At 59.0% G+C, this 22,560-nt stretch carries 22 protein-coding genes; 7 read left to right on the top strand and 15 right to left on the bottom strand.

Translation table 11 applies throughout. The features are described from left to right. Window positions 1-34: 34 nt before the first annotated feature. From AC6I8D_RS00240 to AC6I8D_RS00215, 6 genes are read right to left on the bottom strand one after another with little or no spacing between them, the layout of a single operon-like run. Entirely contained in the window at window positions 35-946 is a 912-nt protein-coding gene (locus AC6I8D_RS00240; RefSeq protein WP_312054895.1) for an EamA family transporter, read from the bottom strand. 20 nt (window positions 947-966) lie between these two features. Beyond that, window positions 967-1,467: a YbaK/EbsC family protein gene (locus AC6I8D_RS00235; RefSeq protein WP_312054896.1), complete on the bottom strand. Its 501-nt coding sequence runs from the start codon at window positions 1,465-1,467 to the stop codon at window positions 967-969. A gap of 29 nt (window positions 1,468-1,496) precedes the next feature. Further along, window positions 1,497-2,297: a 2OG-Fe(II)-dependent halogenase WelO5 family protein gene (locus tag AC6I8D_RS00230; RefSeq protein WP_312054897.1), complete on the bottom strand. Its 801-nt coding sequence runs from the start codon at window positions 2,295-2,297 to the stop codon at window positions 1,497-1,499. A gap of 5 nt (window positions 2,298-2,302) precedes the next feature. Beyond that, window positions 2,303-3,010 (bottom strand): class II glutamine amidotransferase, encoded by a 708-nt coding sequence (locus AC6I8D_RS00225; protein WP_312054898.1) that lies wholly within the window; start codon window positions 3,008-3,010, stop codon window positions 2,303-2,305. Continuing rightward, a complete protein-coding gene (locus AC6I8D_RS00220) occupies window positions 2,998-4,272 on the bottom strand; it encodes an ATP-grasp domain-containing protein (RefSeq protein WP_312054899.1) in 1,275 nt (424 codons plus the stop codon). The genes AC6I8D_RS00225 and AC6I8D_RS00220 overlap by 13 nt, the downstream gene beginning before the upstream one ends. Before the next feature lie 17 nt (window positions 4,273-4,289). After that, window positions 4,290-5,756, bottom strand: a complete 1,467-nt coding sequence (locus AC6I8D_RS00215) for a hypothetical protein (RefSeq protein WP_497819495.1) — start codon at window positions 5,754-5,756, stop codon at window positions 4,290-4,292. A 227-nt stretch (window positions 5,757-5,983) separates the two neighbouring features. Here AC6I8D_RS00215 and AC6I8D_RS00210 point away from each other — a divergent pair, with 227 nt between their 5' ends. Then, window positions 5,984-7,435: an aminotransferase-like domain-containing protein gene (locus AC6I8D_RS00210; protein WP_312054903.1), complete on the top strand. Its 1,452-nt coding sequence runs from the start codon at window positions 5,984-5,986 to the stop codon at window positions 7,433-7,435. Here AC6I8D_RS00210 and AC6I8D_RS00205 read toward each other — a convergent pair. The 9 genes from AC6I8D_RS00205 to AC6I8D_RS00165 all read right to left on the bottom strand — a co-directional run bounded on the left by AC6I8D_RS00205 (window position 7,432) and on the right by AC6I8D_RS00165 (window position 16,558). Beyond that, window positions 7,432-8,682 (bottom strand): valine--pyruvate transaminase, encoded by a 1,251-nt coding sequence (locus AC6I8D_RS00205; RefSeq protein ID WP_497819494.1) that lies wholly within the window; start codon window positions 8,680-8,682, stop codon window positions 7,432-7,434. The two genes, AC6I8D_RS00210 and AC6I8D_RS00205, sit on opposite strands and share 4 nt — an antisense overlap. A gap of 81 nt (window positions 8,683-8,763) precedes the next feature. Beyond that, window positions 8,764-9,738 carry a glyoxylate/hydroxypyruvate reductase GhrB gene (ghrB, locus tag AC6I8D_RS00200; RefSeq protein WP_312054907.1) on the bottom strand — a complete coding sequence of 325 codons (975 nt, stop codon included), beginning with the start codon at window positions 9,736-9,738 and terminating at the stop codon, window positions 8,764-8,766. 83 nt (window positions 9,739-9,821) lie between these two features. Further along, window positions 9,822-11,105, bottom strand: coding sequence for an MFS transporter (locus tag AC6I8D_RS00195; protein WP_497819493.1), 1,284 nt, complete (start codon window positions 11,103-11,105; stop codon window positions 9,822-9,824). A gap of 33 nt (window positions 11,106-11,138) precedes the next feature. Further along, a complete protein-coding gene (locus AC6I8D_RS00190) occupies window positions 11,139-12,092 on the bottom strand; it encodes a sugar kinase (RefSeq protein ID WP_031376140.1) in 954 nt (317 codons plus the stop codon). Window positions 12,093-12,101: 9 nt separating this feature from the next. Continuing rightward, entirely contained in the window at window positions 12,102-12,848 is a 747-nt protein-coding gene (locus AC6I8D_RS00185; protein ID WP_312054912.1) for a sugar phosphate isomerase/epimerase, read from the bottom strand. A 138-nt stretch (window positions 12,849-12,986) separates the two neighbouring features. Further along, window positions 12,987-14,012, bottom strand: coding sequence for a LacI family DNA-binding transcriptional regulator (locus AC6I8D_RS00180; RefSeq protein WP_312054914.1), 1,026 nt, complete (start codon window positions 14,010-14,012; stop codon window positions 12,987-12,989). A gap of 72 nt (window positions 14,013-14,084) precedes the next feature. Beyond that, window positions 14,085-15,071: a LacI family DNA-binding transcriptional regulator gene (locus tag AC6I8D_RS00175; RefSeq protein ID WP_497819492.1), complete on the bottom strand. Its 987-nt coding sequence runs from the start codon at window positions 15,069-15,071 to the stop codon at window positions 14,085-14,087. 148 nt (window positions 15,072-15,219) lie between these two features. Then, complete coding sequence (locus tag AC6I8D_RS00170) at window positions 15,220-15,882, bottom strand: OmpA family lipoprotein (RefSeq protein ID WP_312054918.1); 663 nt, start codon at window positions 15,880-15,882, stop codon at window positions 15,220-15,222. A 115-nt stretch (window positions 15,883-15,997) separates the two neighbouring features. Next, window positions 15,998-16,558, bottom strand: a complete 561-nt coding sequence (locus tag AC6I8D_RS00165; RefSeq protein WP_312054920.1) for a DNA-3-methyladenine glycosylase I — start codon at window positions 16,556-16,558, stop codon at window positions 15,998-16,000. Window positions 16,559-16,740: 182 nt separating this feature from the next. Between AC6I8D_RS00165 and AC6I8D_RS00160 the strand changes: the two genes are divergently transcribed. The 6 genes from AC6I8D_RS00160 to AC6I8D_RS00135 all read left to right on the top strand — a co-directional run bounded on the left by AC6I8D_RS00160 (window position 16,741) and on the right by AC6I8D_RS00135 (window position 22,546). Continuing rightward, entirely contained in the window at window positions 16,741-17,439 is a 699-nt protein-coding gene (locus AC6I8D_RS00160) for an autotransporter (protein ID WP_497819491.1), read from the top strand. A 76-nt stretch (window positions 17,440-17,515) separates the two neighbouring features. Beyond that, window positions 17,516-18,193, top strand: coding sequence for a hypothetical protein (locus AC6I8D_RS00155; RefSeq protein WP_312759164.1), 678 nt, complete (start codon window positions 17,516-17,518; stop codon window positions 18,191-18,193). 107 nt (window positions 18,194-18,300) lie between these two features. Then, window positions 18,301-18,837: a primosomal protein DnaT gene (gene dnaT / locus AC6I8D_RS00150; protein ID WP_312759160.1), complete on the top strand. Its 537-nt coding sequence runs from the start codon at window positions 18,301-18,303 to the stop codon at window positions 18,835-18,837. Further along, on the top strand, window positions 18,837-19,577 hold the full coding sequence (dnaC, locus tag AC6I8D_RS00145; RefSeq protein ID WP_312054927.1) for a replicative helicase loader DnaC: 741 nt from the start codon (window positions 18,837-18,839) through the stop codon (window positions 19,575-19,577). The genes dnaT and dnaC overlap by 1 nt, the downstream gene beginning before the upstream one ends. A gap of 195 nt (window positions 19,578-19,772) precedes the next feature. Next, complete coding sequence (locus AC6I8D_RS00140) at window positions 19,773-21,284, top strand: sodium:solute symporter family protein (RefSeq protein WP_312054929.1); 1,512 nt, start codon at window positions 19,773-19,775, stop codon at window positions 21,282-21,284. 128 nt (window positions 21,285-21,412) lie between these two features. Beyond that, window positions 21,413-22,546 carry an ROK family protein gene (locus tag AC6I8D_RS00135; protein ID WP_312054931.1) on the top strand — a complete coding sequence of 378 codons (1,134 nt, stop codon included), beginning with the start codon at window positions 21,413-21,415 and terminating at the stop codon, window positions 22,544-22,546. The last annotated feature ends 14 nt before the right edge of the window (window positions 22,547-22,560 follow it).

Here is a 22,560-nt window from a genome sequence, read left to right as displayed (position 1 = left end):
AAAAAACGCCGCGTCAGCGGCGTTTTTTTTGCCTTCAGGATTGCGTTCGCATCGCTAAACGCTGACCCACTACCCCGCCAAATACGTTCACCAGCAGCCCCAGAATAATGATGGTAGCGCCCAGCATCTGCTGTCCCGACAGGTGCTCATCCAGCACCAGCGCGGCGGTGATAATCCCGACCACCGGCACCAGCAGCGACAGCGGCGCAACGCGCCAGGTTTCGTAGCGGCTCAGCAGGTTACCCCAGATCGCATAGCCTATGATGGTGGCGATAAACGCCAGATAAATTAACGCCAGTATGGTCTGTAACCCGATATGCAGCAGGCTGTTGAGGATGGCGGCCTGGCCGTCAAACAGCAGCGAGCAGGCAAAGAAAGGCGCGATCGGTACCAGCGCGCTCCAGACCACCAGCGACATGATCGGCACCTTGCGGTTGCGCATAATGATCTTGTTGGTGATGTTACCCAGTCCCCACGACAGCGCTGCCGCCAGCGTCAGCATCATTGTCGTCAGCGTGATACCGGCCGTGGTCTGGCCCTCCATGCCCGCCGTGGCCAGCATAAACATCCCCAGCGTGGCGATAATAATCCCGACAATGTGATTCCAGCGCAGCTTCTCCGCCAGCAGCAGCGCGCCCAGCAGCAGCGTGAAGAACGCCTGCGCCTGCAGCACCAGCGACGCCAGGCCGGCGGGCATGCCCAGCTTGATCGCCAGAAACAGAAACGCGAACTGACCAAAACTGATGGTCATCCCGTAGACCACCAGCCAGCGCAGCGGGATCGGCGGACGACGCACAAACAAGATGGCGGGAAACGCCACCAGGCTGAAGCGTAGCCCGGCCAGTAAAAAGGGCGGCATGCCCTGCAGCCCCAGCTTGATCACCACAAAATTGACGCCCCATGCCACCACCACGCACAGCGCTAACAGCATATCTTTTACCGACATCGGATACTCCTTGTGCCGCTTCAGGCAGTGATCGCCACCGGCGTGGCGATATCCGCACAGCAGTCGTCACCGACAATGCGAAAATAGTCCTCTACCGCCAGCGCAATCGACTTATCCAGCGCACCCGCGTTAAACCATAACGTCCCGACCTGTTGCAGCCGCGTATCGACCCGCAACGCCAGCCGGTCATCAAAACTAAACGGCGGCACCGCCCCCATTACGCAGTCGGTCAGCGCCTGGGCCATCTCCGGTGCGGCAAAGGCGGACTTCTTACCGCCGATGGCGCGCGCCGCGCTTTTGAAGTTGATCCGGCAATCGCCCGGCACAATCGCCAGCAGATAACGCGCATCGGCACCCTCCGGCATGCTGACCTCAAGCACCATCGCTTTGGCCGCCTGATTGAGCGCGTTACCGCGTATCTCACTGATCAGATCGGTCTGGCCCACCGCCTGATGCTCTGCCACCCGATAGTTCGCCTGATGCTGATCCAGCAGCGCGATGATTTTTTCAAACGTCGTCATTCCCCTCTCCTTATCTGGCGCAACCTGGATTAACTCCAGGCGATAGCGTGCTTCATTTTTTTATCGGTCAGGCCGAAAAAGAAGCCCATGGTGATGCGGGTATCGCCTTCGACCCGGTCAATTTCGTGATAAAAGGCGGGGTTAAACAGGTAGATATCGCCGCTGCGCGGTGAAAACTCGCAGGTTTCGCTGCCCGCCACCACGCCGCTGCGATAACCCAGCTCACCGGCGGTTTTGAACTGTTCATCCTCCGGCGACCATTTTTTGTTGTAGATGCGCAGCGCGCCGCCGGCGTTGCACTCCTGCAGGCAGACCACGCAACTGAGCTGATGCAGGATCTGGGTTACCGCCAGCCCGCTGTTGGCGGCATCGCGCACGATGTTGTCGTTATGCAGCGGATTCGCCACGCCGTCGGCATGAAAGCGCACAATCGAACCGGCATACTCACCCCGGCCCGGCTCCTGCGCGGTAGCGAGGCTCTCCAGCCGCAGCGCATGTTGTACCCAGTAGTAGATCTGTTCGCGCAACGTGCTAAGCGACGGCGGCAGCGACGGTTGAATGTCGCGCAGCTCGGTAAAATAGTTGTCCGGCGCCGCCGTATGCCGGGCCAGATAGGGACCGAGCGTGGTGAGCGCACCGTTGGGGTAGTGGGATACGCGGATCTTTTCCCGGCAGTGCTGGAGATCGGTCACCACCGCCTGGCGGACGTCCGGCGTGAGGAAGTTGCGCAGCACCAGCAACGGCACGCGCGCCGTTACGATGTCATCCAGCCAGGTCGACTCCACAAACATGTTGGGATTAATCACGCGGAACTGATTGAAAATAGCCATGTTTCTCACTCCCTAAACGGTATTTCATAGAGTTCATGATTGTTCATTCGCCGCCAGTTGCCGGCGCTGCCTGGTATTGCCACCGGTTCAGAGGCGATCAGGGTACAATCGTCCTGTTGCCGAAAATGCATCGTAAAGTAGTCGGGATAGGGCGTGTCGTGCGGATGCCACTGCCATGCCCAGGCCTTGTCGCGGGTGACAAAAATCGCATTACCTGCACTGCCGCCTGGCGCAACCTGAGCCATTTTTGCCTGCAGATAGTCACGGGTGAAATCAGCCGGGGTGATCTGATCGACCAGATAGTGCAGATACTCTTCCGAATCGAAGCGTGATTCGGCCAGGCCGAGCTGACGATAAATGGTCGGCAGAAAACCGTTGTGCATCATGTACCAGCGATGTCCTGCGCTGTTGCGCCACAGCGGATGCGAGAATTCCAGTCCGTGATTTTTACTCAGGGTGGCGTGGCGCACGTGAACCGCCAGAAAGCGGCTGCGTAGCCGATCGACATCAATGCCCGGCAGCGCGTCGGCAAACGCGCCGGTGCCATGCAGGGTGCGGATCTCACCGTTCTCCAGCCACAGACAGCCCCAGCCGTTAGGATGCTGTTTGATCGGTCCGTCGTGGTCGGCGCTCTCGCCACAGCTCATGACGCGCGCCGCCTCCAGAATGGCGGCGCTGTCGAACCGGCCGTGTGCCAGAATCATTCTGCACATACTGTGTTTCTCCCTGCCGCCGCGGGCTGCGCGGCGATCACCTGATGAAAGGCCGCCAGAATCGGTTCACGTGTCGCCGCGGTCAGGCAAAAGGTCGCCAGAACCCCGGCGTGTCGGGTCAGATCGGCGTATAACGACGATCGCGGTGAAACCTGCAGTGCAGGCAGCCGCAGCGTCGGCATCAGCTGACCCTGCTGATGCTGATCGATCCAGCGCTCGGCCGCCTGCAGCTGTGCCGGTTGCCGCAGCCGCAGCTGGCCCACCGCGCGCGGCGCGGTGAAGGCAAACGCCGGCAGCACCGCGCCCGCCTCGAGGCCAAAGGTCACGTCTGCCCAGTCGATGCCGGTGGCTTCCTGAACCAGCGTTGTCACGCCCATGCCTGACAGCCGAAATCCCATCTCCAGAAAATGCGGAATACCGTTCACCAGGATGAAATCGATATGGAAGGCACCCTGACGATAGCCAAAGGTTTCGCAACAAAACGCCATCAGGCTGGTGAACGAAGATGGCAGCGCGGCCGCTGCCAGCGCCACATGTCCCGATTCGTAAAAGCTGACGCAGCCCTCAGCGTCACGGTGCTGCTCAATCACCTTCTGGCAGCAGGTCAGCGCCTGCGGATGTCCCTGATGCACCACGCCCTGCAACGAGAATTCCTCACCCGATAATCCGCTCTCGACAATGAAACCGCTGAAGCCGCGTCCGCCGTAATTCATCGTCTGTACCAGCTTGTTCACCACCTGGCACAGCTGATCGGCCCGTTCAATCAGCCAGATCCCCAGCCCGCCACCGCCATCCACCGGTTTCACCACGCAGGGATAAAGCAGCGCCTCTTTCGCATCCAGAATGCTGAGCGGTGAGGCGAAGAAGCGGAACTCCGGCTGCGGGAAAGCAGGCCAGGCTTTTTTCAGCGCCATGCGCTGAGCATATTTATCCAGCGGGATAAACGCGGCTGGTGCATCGGGTCCGGCCAGCATTTCCCGAACCCGCCCGGCGCTGGCGTTATAGGCTTCAAAACCGGCCAGCACCACCTGCGGATGCGACAGCAAACCGGCGTGCAGATAAGCCTGGATCACCTCCCACGGGTTTTCCGGTCGATCCAGGCGAACGATCAGATCAAAGGGCAGCGTCAGGCTCAGCGACTGGTAATCAACAAAGTCGCCCATCTCAGCCAGCACGGTAAAATAGCCGTCGCGCTTCGCCACCGCGCAGTAGGGATTGTGCCCGTCACGGGTCGCGCCAATCTGCAGAAAAATCTTTCTCATCGCCTCGCCTTACCGGACTAACGTCCGGAAATGACTTCAGTCACGGTGTCGTTCAGCTCACCGTGGTTAACCTGAATCACCGCTTTATGGGGATCAAAACGCAGTACGCGCGACAGCGGATCGGCGCTCTTGCCGTCCAGCAACGAACTGACCGGGTTGCTCTGCCAGCAGTGACGCATCTGCGTCAGCGTCATGCCGGAAAGCTGGGTTAACTGCTGCGCCAGCGTGCTATCTTCGCTGCGCTGTTCAAGGAGATCGCGGATCGCTGCCTCATCCAGCGCAATCTGCTGGCGGGTCAGCCAGTGGCTAAGCTGTTGCCCGTGGGCGAGGAACGGTGAGTAAATCATGCAGATCAGCTGCTCTTCACTGAGACCGAACGCCTCAATAGCGAAGGTCGCTGCCCGCTGACGTTGCTGCTGGATCGCCGCGTCATCCTGATACCGCGCCGCCATTTCGTCGATCAGCTGCGGCGGGAAATCCTTCTTCACCATTAAGCCGAGGGCAAAGCGCACATATTCGCGGATCCCTTCGGCGTAGTTGCGCTGCAGCAGCGTTTCCGCCCGCAGCCCGCGCAGATGGGCCATTAAGGTCGGATTGCCGCAGTCTGACTCGGAGAAGCTGAACATCAGCTCATCGAAACGGAAGCGCATAAATTCACTGAGCAGCGCCCAGTGCGCGCCCGCTTCATAGGCGGTGTCCTGATAGATATTGAAAAACAGCGGATCGCGCGCTAACTGATGGGTAATGCGGTGCGCTGGCGTCAGCTGATCGGCACCGTAGATATCGCTGAAATAGCGTTCGGCGACGCCATCCAGCGTCTGCAGGAAACCGCTAAAGCCGCGGCTTTTATCCGCCACCGGCGCGTCGAACAGCCGCGACAGATGGCGCGCCCAGGCAACATAGGCTGCCTGCTCCTGCGGCGAGTCGCCGGTGATGATCACATCCACGCCACCGTCGTAATCCGCCGCCAGACCAAATGAGTTGACCATGCTGAGATTGCAGGCGTTGCAGAAGGTCGAGCGCGCATCGGCGCGAAACCGGTGGCCATTCATCAGCACATCGTTGCGATTCTGCTGCCGCACCGCCTCTGGCATTGGCAGATGCCGGGCGTAAGGACGAATCTGTAACCCATCCACCACCAGACATTCAGCCAGCGGATCGTCATGCATCGCCAGCGATTGATAAACCCGGTTGATGTTCTCCATCACGCTGTCGTTCATCGCCGCATGACGATTGGTGCTGACGCGCAGGCGAAAGGTGGCACCGCGCTGCTGCCAGATGATGCCCTGAATATAGCGGACATAGGCCACCATGTAGCTGCTGTCTTTCCCGCCGCCATAGGCGAGCAGAACACGGTTATTTTCCAGCTGCTGGCGATCGGGTAACGCCGCCAGCAGACGGTCAGAACAGCGCTGTGCTGAGTCGATGATGGCCGGCGAAAGGTAGCCCTGAATCTCCTTCATCATGGTGGACAGATTATTCATTTTTCACTTTTTCCTTACGCGAATAGAATCACTCAACCGCCTGAACGCCTGATGTCGCAACCGGCGGCCTGCGCGGATGACGATGACGCCCGGCATACCTCTCAGACGCACAATCGCCATGGCGACAGGTCCGTTTAGCGTCATGAATAATTAAGAGATGCAGGCTAAAGTACTTTGAATGTACTCTGTTGAATATGCACAGATCAGCGCGATATGGGGTGGTACAGATGGCCGAAGTTGTCGGGGAACAGGAGAGTCAGAACAGTCGTTACCGCCAGATAGCCGAACAGATCAAGCAGGCGATTCATGCCGGTACGCTGGCACCCGACAGCCGCCTGCCGTCGGTGCGTACCCTGGCGACGCAGTACAACGTCAGCCTCACGACCGCCCTGAAAACATTACGTACGCTGGAGGATGAGCGTTACGCCGTCGCCCGGCCGAAGTCGGGCTTTTTTGTGGCGCCGCAACGGCACCGACCGCGACAGCTGCCTGCCGTCAGCGAACAGCCGCGTGCCATCGCCCCGCTCGACGAACAGACTGAGCTGCATCTGGCGATGCTCGGTTCAGACTGCCGGGTGCGTCTCGATCTGGCGAACGGCGACAGCGCGCTCTATCCGGTGAAGAAGCTCGGCTTGCTGATGCGCCAGATGGGCTACAGCAAGCCCGCCCTGCTGGGCAACACGGTGAAAGGCACCGGCTACGCGCCGTTAAAAGTCGAAATCGCCCGCCGGGCGGTCGATTACGGCTGCAATATCAGCACCGACGATATCCTGATCACCAACGGCTGTATCGAAGCTATCTCCCTGTCGCTGCGCGCCACCACCCAGCCTGGTGACGTGGTGGCGGTCGAGTCGCCCTGCTATTTCGTGCTGCTGCAAATGCTGCATAACCTCAATCTGCGGGTGATTGAAGTCGAGGCCGGGCCGGAAGGCTATGTCAATGTGGCGAAGCTGACCGGGCTGTTTCAGCGCAAGGCGGTGCGGGTGTTTCTGACTCTGTGCAACATTAATAATCCGCTGGGGAAAAGCATTCCTAACGAGCAGAAAGCCTATATTGCCCGGCAGGCGGATGAAAATGATGTGGTGATCATTGAGGACGATATTTTTGGCGATACCGCCTTTGGTGAGCGCCGCCCTTTCCCGATGCGCGCCTTCAGCCCGAATGCCATTCTGTGCAGTGGTTTCTCCAAAACGGTGGCTCCTGGCATCCGCATCGGCTGGGTCCACAGCGTCAACTACATGCGCAAAATCGCCTCGCTGAAATATACCTCGACCATGGGCACCTCGGTGTTGTCGCAGGCGGCGGTCGCTGAGCTGCTGCGCAGCGGAGGCTATGACGCGCATCTGCGCAAACTGCGGCGCGAGCTGGCGCGGCAAATCAGCGCCATGCGTCAGTCGGTGCTGCGGGAATTCCCGGCCGGAACCCGGGTTTCGGATCCCGAAGGCGGCTATGTGTTATGGGTAGAAATGCCCGCGCAGGCGCTGAACGTGCGCGCACTGTTTCTTAAAGCGCGGAATGCAGGTATTGGCATTGCGCCCGGCCATATTTTTGCCACCGATCAGCGCTATGACCACTGTTTCCGGCTTAATGCCGGTTTCGGCTGGAATGACGAGGTTGAACAGGCAATACGACAGCTGGCGCAGTGGTGCCAGCTGTCATTAACCGAGCCGCAGGATTAGGCGTCGCGCCAGGCGGTCTCAATCTCTTCGGCCAGAATCTGCACCGCCCGCTCGATATTCTCCGCATCCGGCACGTAGTTCATGCGCATGCATTGATGGGTGTGCGGCCATTCATGTTCCAGTCCCGGAAAGAAAAAGTGGCCCGGCACCATCAGTACGCCGCGCGCTTTCAACCGCTGGTAAAGCGTCTCAGTGCTGATCGGCAGGTCGCGGAACCACAGCCAGAGGAAAATCGCCCCTTCCGGTTTGTGGATCAGGCAGCGCTCTTCCGACAGATAACGACGCAGGATAGCGATGGTCTGCTGCACCTTCTGCTGATAAAACGGCTTAATCACCTGTTCTGACAGGCGCAACAGATCGCCACGGCGGATCATCTCACCGGCAATCGCCGGGCCGATGCTGCCGGGTGCCAGGCTGATGATGCCGTTCATGTTGCTCAGCGCCCCGATGGTTTTCTCATCGGCGATAATAATGCCGCAGCGCGCACCTGGCAGGCCAAGCTTCGACAGGCTCATACAGAGAATAATGTTGGGATTCCACAGCGGGCGGACCTCGCTGAAGATAATGCCGGGAAACGGCACGCCGTAGGCGTTGTCGATCAACAGCGGAACGTCGTGCTGCTGCGCCAGTGCATCCAGCTGCAGCAGCTCATCGTCGGTGATCACGTTGCCGGTCGGGTTGGTCGGACGCGACACGCAGATCAGCCCGATATCCTCTTTCATCGGCAGATGTTCGAAATCGACGTGATATTTGAACTGGCCGGCCAGCAGCAGTTCAATGTTCGGTTTGGCCGAGACAAACATGCCCTCTTCCAGCCCGGCATCGGCATAGCCGAGATACTCCGGTGCCAGCGGGAACAGCACGCGCTTTTTGCTGCCGTCGGCCCGGCGGCCGGCAAACAGGTTAAACAGATAGAAGAAGGCACTCTGGCTGCCATTAGTCAACGCAATGTTCTGTGCGCCGATCGGCCAGCCCAGCTGGTCGCGCAGCAGTTCTGCCAGCGCTTCCAACAGTGTTGCTTTGCCACGCGGGCCATCGTAATTGCAGAGCGCCTCGCTGAGCTTGCCTTCCTCGTGCATCTGCTGCAGCAGCTGCTGAAAGTAGTCGTTCATGGCCGGGATTTGCGCCGGATTGCCGCCACCCAGCATGATGGTGCCGGGCGTACGCAAGCCTGCGCCCATATCTTCCATCAGCCGTGAGATGCCGGAATGTTGGGTAAATTTGTCGCCGAACTGAGAAAAGGACATAGCGGTTAAAAATTTGTGATAACGAATCGGGGGTCCACCATAACGCCCGCCACCGGCGGGCGCAATGGGAAGGCGCAGGGATTACTTCAGCGCCTGCGGGTTAACACAGTTTTTATCGACCTTGCCGCTGAGCGCAGCGATCAGATTATCCACGGCATCCAGCATCATGCCGTAGCGGGTTTCGTGAGTCGCGGAACCGATGTGCGGCAGCGTCACCACGTTGGGCAGCGACAGCAGCGGAGAATCGGCCGGCAGCGGCTCTTTCTCGAACACATCCAGTCCGGCGGCGTGCAGTTTTCCCGCCTGCAGAGCCGCGATCAGCGCGTTCTCATCCACCACCGGCCCGCGACCGGCGTTGATCAGCACCGCTTCCGGCTTCATCAGGGCAATTTGCTCTGCCCCGATCAGATGATGGGTCTGTTCAGTCAGCGGCAGGCTGATGCAGACAAAGTCGCTCTGCTTCAGCAGCGTCTCCAGTTCGCAGCGCTCTGCGCCAAATCGCGTCTGCGCTTCCTGATGCTCACGGCGCGCGTTATAGAGGATTTTCATGCCAAAGCCAAAGTGGGCGCGCTGGGCCAGCGCCATGCCGATGCGGCCCATACCGAGGATGCCCAGCGTTTTATGGTGCACATCGATGCCAAAACGCTCCGGACCGATGCTTTTCTGCCAGTTGCCCGCTTTTACCCAGGCGTCCAGCTCCGGCACCCGACGTGCGGTGCTCAGCACCAGCGCCATGATGGTATCGGCGACGGTTTCCGTCAGCACGGTCGGAGTGTGCATCAGCACCACCTGACGCTGATTCAGCGCCTCGACGTCAAAGTTGTCATACCCGACTGAGACGCTGGAGCAGGCGCGCAGTTTTGGCATTTTCGCCAGCAGTTCGCCATTCACTTTACCGCCCGATCCCAGCAGGCCTTCGGCCTGGGCCAGCGCCGCAGCGTGCTGCTGCTGGCTGGCGGGTGACAGATCGCTGATTTCAGTGACTTCGGCATGCGCCGCCAGGCGCGCGCGCAAATCGTCGGGCAGTTTTTTATACAGAATCACAGCGGGTTTCATTCGGTGGCTCCCGGTCATTAAATAAGTGACGGGCGGCGCGCAGGCCGCCCGGAAAATGAGGGCTAACGTCTGGGTTTACGCGTTCAGGCGTGTTTCGCCCCGTGCAGCTGTGGCGTCGTCTTGTTCTGCGCCGGTTTGACAATCAGCGTCAGCCACACCGACACCAGCAGCGCCGATCCCATAAAAATATAGGACGCTGACGGACTGCCGGTCGCACCATTAAGATAGCCGACAATCCACGATCCGATAAACGAGCCGAGCGCGCCCATACTGTTGATCAGCGCCATCGCCCCGCCGGAAACATTGCGCGGCAGCATCTCTGGAATAATGGCGAAGAACGGGCCGTAAGGGGCATACATCGCCGCACCGGCAATCACTAACAGGGTGTAGGAGAGCCAGAAGTTGCCCGATCCCACCAGATAAGAGCCGAGGAATGCCAGCGCGCCGATCAGCAGCAGTGGCCAGACAAACAGCTTACGGTTTTGCGTCTTATCAGAGGCCCACGAGACCACTACCATCGCAATGGTCGCCGCCAGATACGGCACCGCTGACAGCCAGCCGGCTTCAACCATTCCCATCTGGGTACCGTTACGCAGAATCGAGGGCAGCCACAGCACGAAGCCGTAAACGCCAATGCTCCAGGCAAAATATTGCAGGCAAAGAATAATCACGTTGCGGTTACGGAACGCTTCACTGTAGTTACGCACCGCTTTGATATTGTCCTGCTCTTTTTGCAGTTCCGCCTGCAGTGCGGCTTTCTCTGCATCACTCATCCAGCGCGCCTGTGCCGGTTTGTCCTGCACCATAAACCACCAGGCGATGGCCCAGACAACCGCCGGGATCCCTTCGAAAATGAACATTTCACGCCAGCCGAAGGATTCGATCAGGTAGCCCGATACCACCGACATCCACAGCACCGTCACCGGGTTACCGAGGATCAGGAAGGTATTGGCGCGTGACCGTTCAGATTTGGTAAACCAGTTACTGATGTAGATCAGCATGGCTGGCATCACCGCCGCTTCGACCACCCCGAGAATAAAGCGAATCGCCGCCAGCATTGGAATATTGCTGACCACGCCGGTCAGCGAGGCACAGCCGCCCCACAGGATCAGGCACCAGAAAATCAGTTTTTTGACGCTGCGGCGTTCGGCGTAGATCGCCCCAGGAATCTGGAAGAAGAAGTAGCCGAGGAAGAACAGCGCACCCAGCAGAGAGGACATGCCTTTGGTAATGCCGAGATCGTCGTTTATCCCCGCCGCCGAAGCAAAGCTAAAATTAGCGCGGTCGAGATAGGCCAGGCTGTAGGTGATAAACACGATGGGCATGATGAACCACCAGCGTTTTGGCGCAATTGTCTGCGTTTTCATCGGGAACTCCTGTGTCAATATGTGAGGCGCGGGCTATGCGTCGCCGAGTTGCTGACGCGTCGGCAGACCTTCGCTGTCGCCAATCACCTGAATCGCCATCGAACCAATTTTGTTGCCGCGCTGAATCGCCTGCGGCAGGCTCAGACCTTCCAGCAGCGCACTGATCACGCCAACGGCAAAACCGTCGCCAGCGCCCACGGTGTCCACCACGTTATCGACTTTGATCGCGGCAACCTGACCTTTTTCGCCGCTGGCGGTTTTATACCAGGCGCCGTCACAGCCGGTTTTAATCACCACCGCTTTCACCCCTTTATCGAGGTAGAAGTCGGCAATCGCTTCCGGCTGACGATAACCGGTCAGAATCAGTCCCTCTTTCTCGCCAGGCAGCACCCAGTCGGCGTACTCCGCCAGCAGATTAAGCTGGGTACGCATCTCCTCTTCGCTGCGCCACAGCACCGGCCGCAGGTTAGGATCGAACGAGATGGTTTTGCCGCGCGCACGCATCTCTTTTGCCGCATGTTTCAGCAGCGCCAGCGAACTGTCGGAGAGCGCAGCCGCCACGCCGCTCAGGTGCAGATGGCGTGCCGATCCAAAATAGTCGGCGTCGAAATCGTCTACCGACAGATGGCTGGCGGCCGAGCCTTTACGGAAATACTCCACCAGCGGATCGGAGCCATCATCCACTTTGGATTTAAGCTGGAAACCGGTCGGATAACGGTTATCGACCGTCACCTGGCGATGATCAATGCCCTCTTTCTCCAGCTGCTGGCAGATAAAGCGCCCAAAGGCGTCATCCCCGACGCGGCTGACCCAGCCGGTTTTAAGGCCGAGACGCGCCAGGCCAGTCGCCACATTCAGTTCAGCCCCTGCCGCACGTTTAACGAAGGTTTCCGCGGCGGCCAGGTCGCCGGTTTCACGGGCGATAAACATCGCCATCGCTTCCCCGATAGTGACAACATCAAGCGTACCGTTGTGATGCGTAGTCATCTTCACTCCTCAAACGTTGCGCAGCAGCGACACATAGTGCCGCGTGACCGCTATCAGGTCTTCGCCTTCCAGCGGAAACTCAATCCCGCGTGGTGCCGTGGCGGGCAGCTGTTGCAGCAGAGTCCGCCAGCCGTTATCAGCCTCATCCAGCGCGATTGCCCGGTAGCTGTCATGATGCGGGATCGCCGCTTTCACATGGATATAACCGACCTGTGCCGCCAGCTGTTGCGCAGCCTGGGCGGCATCTTCGCCGGTCCAGCACCAGTTGCCCATATCAAAGGTCATGCTGATCGGCAATCCGGCCGCGCGGACCGCCGCGAAAAACTGCACGCTGGCGGCGAGTTTGCCGTGCTCGGTCTGATCGTTTTCCACCGTCAGCGACAGTGGCTGGGCAGCCAGCAGTGACGACAATGACGCCGAAAGCGTGCCGGTGAAGTGACCCAGCGCCAGCTTGAGACGCTGGGCGTTTAACTGGCGTGCTTCTTCAAAGTAGTGAGTTATGCGCGGATTTACGTCACCGTCGTCACAAAACAGCGTATCCGGTACCGAATAACTGGCGTGCAGCTGATGCTGCGCCACCGCAGCGGCCAGGGCAGGCAGATCGGCCAGCGTGGCCTGATCACACAGTTCGCGACGGATTTCAACGCCGTCAGCGCCCGCCTGCTGAATGATCGGCAGCAGTGCCGTCTGACCGCCAAGAGCGGCGATCTGCGAATGGCCGTAAGCGGCGGTGACCACGATAATGTCAGGCTTCATGTTGTGCTCCATCGAGGCGTTCGCCTTAAGTTCTGTAAAAACCCTAGATGGAACCGGTTCCAAAGCAAAGCAGCAAACGATGAATTTATGATCGTGCTCACGAAGCGAGCACGGAGTGGACGCGTAAAAGTCTGAAAATTAGCGCAGAGGCTGGCTGGAACCGCGAACGATCAGTTCGCCAGAGAAGACCTGTTCGGCGACCGGCAGATCGCTGCTTTCGATACGTGCAATCACCCTTTGCAGCGCGCTGTAACCGATCTGCCAGGTAGGCTGTTTCAGCGTGGTGATCCCGACGCCTGCCAGCGCGGCCCACTCCAGTTCGTCGAAGCCAAGCAGGCCGATATCGCTGCCCCACTGCAGATTGATCCGTTGCAGCGATCGCGCCACCTGCAACGTCAGCGCGCCGTTGGCCACCATCACCGCGCTGCGTTTGCCGGCGTGACGCTGATGAAAGGCGCGCAGCGCCTGATCGAGCGCGGCGGGTTGATGCAGCGGCAGCTCCGCATTCTCATGCTGCACCTGCGGATAGGCCGTCAGCAGCTGGCGGAAAGCCTGCAAACGCTCACGTCGGGTGTTGACGCTGCCCAGCGGCTCACTCAGAAACAGCAAGGCTTCGTAACCGTTATCGACCAGATGACGCGTCGCCGTCTCCGCCGCTTCGGCATTATTCAGCCCCACCACGTCGCAGGGAAAATCGGGAATTTTGCGGTCAATCAGCACCATCGGCAGCAAAGATTGCTGCAGATGGCTCAGTACTTCTTCACGCATCCCCACCGCATTCACCACGATGCCCTCTACCTGATAGCTGCTCAGCAGCTGCAGATAGTGCTGCTCCAGGTCCACTTCGTTGTTGGTGTTACACATCAGCAGGGTGAAACCCTGCTCGCGGCAGGCGGCTTCAATGCCACTCATCACATCAACCGAATAGGGATTGGTGATGTCGGCGATGATCAGCCCAATCAGGCGGGTGCGGCCGCGCTTCAGGCCGCGCGCCATCTGGCTGGGGCGATAGCTGAGATCGGCAATAGCCTGCTCAATCCGGGCTTTAAGATCGGCTGAAAGAAGATGCAACTCACCATTGAGGTAGCGTGAAACGCTGGTTTTTCCGGTTCGTGCCGCGTGAGCAACATCGCTGATGGTGGCGCGAGGCGGCCTGATTTTCATGAAATATCCTGCAAAAGTAGAAACCAGGCAGAGACTAGCACAGCCGCGTCCAGTCGCAAAAAGCCCCCGACGCTACAGCGACGGCGGCAATTGCAGCCATGGCTGCCACAACGTCTGTAATTGCCGCGGCGGCGTGCCCTTCAGCAGCTGTAATACCATCTCTGCCAGCTGCTCGCCGACCTGATGCTGCGCCGCCTGACGTATGGTGATAATGGGATGATCGAGAATCGCATCGCGCGGCAGGCCATCCCAGCCGATCAGCGTAATAGCCTGCTTGCCTGCTGCCCGTCCGGCCTGTTGCAGCGCCACCATCGCCCCTTCTGCTAACGGGCCGCAGTCCGTAATAATCGCGTCGGGCGGATTTTCCGCTGCCAGCCAGGCACAGGTCTGCTGGTAGCCGGCGCGGCGCGAAGCGGGCATTGCGGCCTGTGCATAAGGCGCCAGGGTGCCCAGCGCATCCAGATAGCCCTGGCGACGATCGCGAATCCGGCTGCTGTTTTCGTTGCTGCCGAGCCAGGCAATCTTCTCTCTGCCCTGTGACAGACAATAGGCAACCGCCAGCTGCGAACCGGCCGCGTGGTCGACATCAAACCAGGCATAATCTTGTGGCAAATCGCTGCGGCCCAGCGCCAGAAAACGAAAATCGGTTTGCAGCAGATACGCCAGTCGCCGGTCCTGCGGGGTGATATGGGTGACGATGATGGCATCGACCGCGCGGCTGCGCAGCAGACGGGTTAGCAGTGGCTGGCTCTGCGGCTTATCCGCCAGCAGCAGCAGATCGATTTCGTGGTGGGCAAGGCGTTGATCCAGCGCCAACAGCATCTCACTGAGGTGACCGTCGCTCAGCGGCGGCGCGCTGACCGGATAGACCAGACCGACCGCATTGGCACGTCCGGTTTTCAGACGGCGGGCGGCAGCATTGGGCCGGTAGCCGCGACGCTGCGCTTCTTCCTCAATCCGTTTACGGGTTTCCTGCGCGACATCTTCGTAACCATTGAGCGCGCGGCTGACCGTGGTGACAGAAAGTCCTAATGCCGCTGCTATCGCTTTAAGTGACATAAAAGATGACTCACTGATCAAATTTTGATCAGACTAACATAAAGCCTGAAGTGGCTCTATCTGCAGATGCCTTACTGGAAGCTTTAAAACGAGCATTTACAGAAAATGACAGCGAGATGAATGCGCCCCCGGACGGGGGCGACAGCGATTAACCAAGCGGGCTGAGGGTAATTTCAACGCGACGGTTTTGCGCTTTTCCGGCTTCGGTACTGTTGCTGGCGACCGGATTATCCGGCCCTGCGCCCTGCGTCCGTAGACGATTGCTGGCGACACCCTGCACAATCAGCGCGCTGGCGACACTGTCGGCACGCTGCTGTGACAGACGCATATTCAGCGCGCGCGTTCCGGTGCTGTCGGTGTAACCGACCACGTTTACTGCGGTTTTTGGATACTCTTTTAGCACCATTGAAACGCCAGTCAGCGTATTCGCGCCCGCTGGCTTCAGATTGCTGCTGTTGGAGTCGAACGTCACGTTGTTCGGCATGTTGAGGACGATATTATCGCCTTCACGGGTCACGCTGACGCCGGTACCGCGCATCTTGTCTCGCAGCTTCGCTTCCTGCACATCCATGTAGTAACCGACACCGCCACCCAGCGCCGCACCACCGGCTGCGCCAATCAACGCCCCTTTACCGCGATCCTTCTTCGATGAGGAGAGCACACCCACGCCGGCACCCACTAAGGCACCCAGACCGGCACCCACGCCTGACTTACCCGCCTGCGATTCGCCGGTGTAAGGATTGGTGGTACAGCCAGACAGGGCCAGACTTCCACTTAATAACACGGTAATCGCAACTAATTTCTTCTGCATTTTTCTTCCCTTACGTTCGACACACAGGGGAAAACTGTCCCCATAAGCGGCACGATTATGCCGCGTAAAAGTGAGGAAAGGGGTGGGGAAAGTCTTAATTTTTCAGGAATCGCGCTTAAAGATTGTCAGGATGGCAAAAACAGCTGGTCTGATGATCGTTTATCAGTCCGCAGGCCTGCATAAAGGAATAACAGATTGTCGGGCCGATGAATTTAAAACCACGCTGCTTAAGCGCTTTAGAGAGCGCGATAGCGTGCTCTGAGGTGGTGGGTGCCAGCTTGTAGTCAGGATAATGATGGACAATTTGCGCATTATCGACAAATTGCCAGACGAAGCGCGCAAAATCCTCCCCTTTTGCTTCCATCGCCAGCAGCGCGCGCGCATTAGCGATAATGGCGGCGATTTTGCCTGAATGACGAATAATGCCGCTGTTGTGCATCAGCGCCTCAACCTCCGGCTGATCCATTAAGGCAATCGCCTGTGGATCAAAATGGTGAAACGCCGCACGGTAATTCTGGCGCTTTTTCAATACGGTGATCCAGGATAATCCCGCCTGCTGCCCTTCCAGGCAGAGCATCTCAAACAGCGCGCGCTTGTCGGTTTGCGCCACGCCCCATTCGGTATCGTGGTATGCCAGATAGAGGGGATCCTGGGTCACCCAGCCACATCGTTGCATTATCTGATTCCTTTTCGCGGAAATATTTTATCGGGCCGCTTGATCTTAGGAACAACCGGTTAATAGTTAAACAACTAACGGCTATACGACGATGGGTTATATAACGACGGGTAAAACAAGATCGCAAACCGGTGGTTAATCCAGCTTCCCCGGGAATAACTTCAGCCCCGACTGGAGATCGTATGTTGCAGAAAAGTGGGTGGAGAGGCCAGCGCTATCGAATCCGCGGCTGGTGTGGTGCAGCACTGTTACTGTTGGCGCAACCGACCTTTGCCTGGGGCGGCGACTTTGCTGCGCCCGCGATAATCAGCCCACAGCCCGACTACAACACCATTCTGGCAGAGAAAATTTCCCACACCTCGCTCGACTTCAGTGACGAAAATCGCGCCCTGTTCGAGGCCGCGCTTAATTCTCCGGCTGCGCTGCCGGTGGAGCTGCACAGTGAAACCGGCATCGTCGGCAGCACGCCGCTGGGAAAACGCTATCGCGCCGGGGTCGATCTGCCGGTCGGCGAGTCCTTCACTACCGGTCCCGTAGCGCAATATGCGGTCGATCCGCCGCAGATAAACTGTCTGCAGTGCGATTACAGCGATCAGCAGAGCCGTGAGCAGATTGCCAGCGTCGGCTGGCGTGTCGATATGCAGCAGGGATGGATTATGCCGTGGGCCCAGCTCAGCTATAGCCATCCCGTGGCGGAATCACCACAGAACGATCGGCGTGACCCGGTGAATTCACAGCAGGAGAGCGGCATCGACCTCAGCGTCGGTGCGCAGCTGCCGCTGAACAGTAATCTGGCAGCTTTCGCCGCGTTTTCACAAAACAGTGCGCTGAATGGTGACGAGCCGTTGCTGTATAGCCTCGGCATCAGCGCCAGCTTCTGAGCGGGGGCATAAAAAGAGAAAGGGCGCGGAGCGTTTAAAATATAATGAGTTTGCTAATCATTATACTGGTAACACTATGCGCAACGATTTGACAATTATTGGCCGTGAAATGACGGTCTTCATACTGGCAGCACTCTTTCTCGCTCTGATGATATTGCCCATCTATATTGATGTGGCCTGGATGAATGATGCGTTGCACGAGACTTCCTTTACTGAAACCACCCAGGAAATCATGCTGGCGGTGATTGCCGCCCTGTTCTTCATTGCCGCCCAGCGCCGTCCGGCGCAGCGCGGCGCGCTGACCTTAGTGGCGGGCTTCTATAGCTGCATGCTGATTCGCGAACTCGACTTTGTGTTTGATACCATCCAGCACGGCAGCTGGATCTGGTTTGCGCTGGCAGTGACTGCCGGATGTCTTGCGGTTGCGCTGCGGACGCCGAAAAAGACTCTGCACGCGCTGGCCAGGCTGCTGCAGCACCGTAGCTGGCCGGTGATGGCCTCCGGCTTTCTGGTGGTGCTGGTCTTTTCCCGTCTGTTTGGCATCCATGCGCTGTGGCAGCACCTGATGCTGGGCGATTATAACCGTGTGGTTAAAAACATGGCGGAAGAGGGAACCGAACTGCTGGGTTACGGACTGTGCTGGCTGGCCTCGGTGCGCTATTTATGGCAAACCCGCCCGGTTGCCGTTGCCGTCAGTGCGACCCAGCCCGCTTCCGTCCGTCACGCAACCTCCCCGGTGACCTCTCACTCATAATGGTCGCGCTTTTTGAGCGATCCGCAACGTTAAAAAAGGTACAATAAACACTTCTGCGTCGGCGGCACGGCCCCGGCGCAAGGTGTTCGTTAACCTCAGGTCTTTTCATGTCAGTCAAAATCTTAACTTCAACGCTCATTGGCCTGGATGCCTTCCGTCAGGACCCGCTGACCGCGCTGCAACAGGCGGAAAACGGTACGCTGGCGGTGTTAGAGGATTACGCGCCGGTGATGTACGCCATCACCCCGGCGCGTCTGGCGCAGTTACTGGCGCTGGAAGCCGCTGCCCGCCAGCCGAATGATGTGGCGCTGGATGACAGCCTGTATGACGATGCGCCTGCGGCAATCTCTGCGCCGGTCGGCAAGTTCGCCATGTACGCGGGCTGGCAGCCAGATGCGGATTTTACCCGCCAGGCCGCCATCTGGGGCGTGGCGCTCAGCGAACCGGTTACCGCCACCGAGCTGGCCGCTTTTGTCGCCTACTGGCAGGCAGAAGGCCGGCTGTTTCACCATGTTCAGTGGCAACAAAAGCTGGCGCGAAGCATCCAGATGAACCGTGCCGCCAACGGCGGGCAACCGAAGCGCGATATCACTCAAATCAGCAGTACTGACTACGATATTCCCGATGGTTTCCGAGGTGAATAATGAAAACGCCAAACGACCTTTTTAGTCGCCTGAAAAGAATGATGCCAGCAGGTACCCGACCAAAGTTCACTAATGGTGAAGAACTTCTGGCCTGGAACCAGGAACAAGGCCGTTTACGCTCTGAAGCCATCGTGCGTGAAAATCGCGCCATGAAAATGCAGCGCATTATGGGCCGATCCGGTATTCGCGAACTGCATATTAACTGTTCTTTCGACAACTACCGTGTCGAAAATGAAGGTCAGCGTAAGGCACTGGAACAAGCGCGACAGTATGCGGCCGAATTCGAGGATAGCATCGCCAGCTTTGTCTTTTCGGGCCGTCCCGGCACCGGTAAAAACCATCTGGCGGCGGCGATTGGCAACGACCTGATCCTGCGCGGTAAAAGCGTGCTGATTGTGACGGTCGCCGACCTGATGTCGAGCATGAAGGGCACCTTCAGCGGCAGCAGCGGCATTACCGAAGAGCGGCTGATTCAGGATCTCAGCAGCGTTGACCTGCTGGTGATTGATGAGATCGGCATGCAGAGCGAATCCCGCTATGAAAAAGTGATCATCAACCAGATTGTCGATCGCCGCTCCTCGTCGAAGCGCCCGACCGGCATGTTAACCAACCTTAATCCCAATGAAATGAACACCCTGCTTGGCGAACGCGTCATGGACCGGATGCGCCTCGGCAACAGTCTGTGGGTACGTTTCGACTGGGAAAGCTACCGCAGCCGGGTGCGCGGCGACGAATATTAATACCCTGCCCGCTACGGCGGGCAGCCTGCTGTCTTGCCCGCCGGGCTACCCACACGACTGAGTGCCGCCTCTGCCCTTAGCCTGCGTAACGCCGCCGGACCGATTCGTATTTAGTCATTCTGCTGTTGGTCCGCCTTCCGCGCTGCGCCGTGCCGCCGGATTGCCGGACAGGCGCGTGACCCGGTGGAGCCCGCCATGAACCTGCTCGATTACGCTGTAATAGCGCTCTACGCGCTGATGATTGTGCTGATCACGCTGTGGGCGATGCGCAGGGTCGGCAATACCCGTGACTTCTTTACGGCTGGAGGCCGGATGCCCTGGTGGCTCTCCGGCATTTCCCATCATATGTCTGGCTACAGCGCCGCGGTTTTTGTTGCCTACGGCGCGGTGGCCTACAACATGGGCATTACCATCTGGTTCTGGTGGGCGCTGCCCATTTCGCTGGCGGTGTTGATTGGCTCCTCGCTATTTGCCCCGCGCTGGGCCAGGCTGCGTCGTTATATGCAGATTGAATCCCCCACCGAGTATCTGCTGACCCGCTATAACCTGCCGACCCAGATGGTGCTGGCGTGCAGCGGTGTACTGCTGAAAACGGTGGATGTCGGAGCCAAATGGGCCGCCATTGCGGTGATTATCAACGTCTTCACCGGCCTCGATCCGCTGATCGGCATTTGTATTGCAGGCGGATTAAGTCTGTTTTACAGCGTGATCGGCGGCCTGTGGGCCGATGCCTGCAACGATTTTGGCCAGTTTATCGTGCAGTTTGTCGCTGCCATTGTGATGCTGGTGGCGGTAGCGCTGCAGCTCGGCGGCTTCGGCGCGCTGTTGACTATCTGGGATCGGCTACCGGCCAGCCACCTGCAGATAGTGCAGGGCCCTTACACCACCGGCTTTATCTTTGCCTACCTGCTGATCTACACCCTGAGCTACAACGGCGGCACCTGGAATCTGGCACAGCGGTTTATTGCCGCACCGGACGGACGCGAAGCGCGCAAAGCGGCACTGCTCTCTGCCGCCCTCTACCTGATCTGGCCGCTGGTGCTGTTCTGGCCGATGTGGGCTGCGCCGCTGCTGTTTCCCGATCTGGCCGACCCGTCACGCGCCTGGTCACTGATGGCGATGCAGCTACTGCCCAACGGGCTGATCGGGCTGATGCTGGTGGCGATGTTCACCCATACGCTCTCCATGACCTCTTCTGACGCCAACGCTATTACGGCGGTGGTGACCCGCGATATTCTGCCTGCCCTCTGGCCGCGCGCCTTCCCACGGGGCCAGAGTTCGCTGCGGGTGGCGCGCTGCACCACCTTTCTGTTTATTATCACCACCCTGGTTATCGCCCTGAATGCCAGCCGGTTCGGCGGCGTACTGTCGCTACTGGTTATCTGGTTTGGCGGGCTGGTCGGGCCGATTTCGATTCCGATGCTGCTGGGTCTGCTGCCCGCTTTCCGTCGCTCTGGCAGCACCGCGGCGCTGGTCAGCTGGGCGGCAGGCGTCGGGACCTTCTTTTGCGTGCGGCTTGTCATTGACGATGCCAGCCTGGCGACCCAGGTGGCGGCACCGGTATTGTCCTCGCTGTTGCTGTTTACCCTGCTCGGCTGGCTGCGTCGCTCGCCGGTCAGCCCGCAGGTCGAGGTGCTGCTAAGCGCGCTTAATCAGGATCGAGCGACCCCGCCGGACGCTGGCTGGCGGCATAAAACCCTGAGTTGAGCCGGTCAGACAGCGGCCGGTCAGCCGGATCTCGCCTGGTTGTGTGAAATAGCACGCAAAAGTGTGGGATGACGAATACGTACAGGCTGATACACTGAATTCTTTCTCCTCTGTGGGGTGGATTCGCCATGAAAGCGAACGGAAAAGGACCCGCGTTACTGCGACTTAACAACCAAAAGCGGGTCATGACGCAGTTGCGAAAACTGCGCATCACCTCGCGCCAGGATCTGGCCCAGACCTTATCGCTCAGCAAAAATACCGTCTCATTGATCATTGATGATTTGCTGGAGCAGGAGCTCATTGAGGAGCTGGGACCGGTCAGCGTGGCAGCGGCTGGACGCCCGAAAATCGAGATTACCCTGCGGCCGGAGAAGCTAAAGAGCGCAGGCGTGATGGTGGAACGCAATGTGATTCACTGGCGGGTCTGCGACTACTTTTCTCAGGTACTGGCCGAACAGACGCTGCGTACCGACACTGAAAACCCGACCCGCCTGCTGGCCGAACTGGCGATGCTGTGTCGTGAGCTGGCCGAACGCTACCCCGATTTGCTGGGGATCGGCCTCGGCTTTCCCGGCATCGTTGATCCCCGGCGCGGCTGGATGCATCTCTCATCGCACCTCGACTGGCAGGATGTCGATCTGCTGACCGTGCTGCGTAAGCATGTACGGCTGCCGATCCGCATCATGAATAACGTGAAGGCCGCAGCGCTGCTGGCAGTACAGCAGCGTGGGCTCTCCGTCGACAGCGGCCACTTTTATCTGCGTATCTCAGAAGGGATTGGTGGGGCGCTGGTGCAGCACGGCGAAGTTTTTACCGGTCACAGCTGGACCGCGGGTGAAGCGGGCCACCTGACCGTTCAGCCTGACGGCCCGCGCTGCAGCTGCGGCAGACGGGGTTGTCTTGAGGCGTTGATTAGCCAGCCGGCAGTGAAACAGCAGCTGGCGCAGCGCCAGCCCGGGCTGAGCTGGCAGAACCGCGACAGCGCGCCACGGGTAGTGGATGAGGTGATGGCGCAGGCCGGCAGCTATCTGGGCGCGGCCCTGAGTCAGATCATGCTGCTGCTCAATCCGGCGACCATCATGATCGATTGTCCGTGGAGCGTCAGCCCGGCCTTCTGTAAGGCGGTGCGCGATACCGCCCAGGCCTGCACCCTCGCCTTTACCGCCGCTCATACCCAGCTGCTTTTCCTTGAAAACCGCATCGATCCGGCCAACGGGCTGGCGCTGGCGGTGATTGAGCAGACCGAGCAGCGGGTCGGTTAACCTCCCAGACAAGG

It is taken from the genome of Pantoea sp. X-Soil-MYKO-1785 (genome assembly GCF_059730675.1).
Note: the sequence above shows the minus strand (reverse complement) of the source record. Positions and strands in the feature narration are given on the sequence as shown.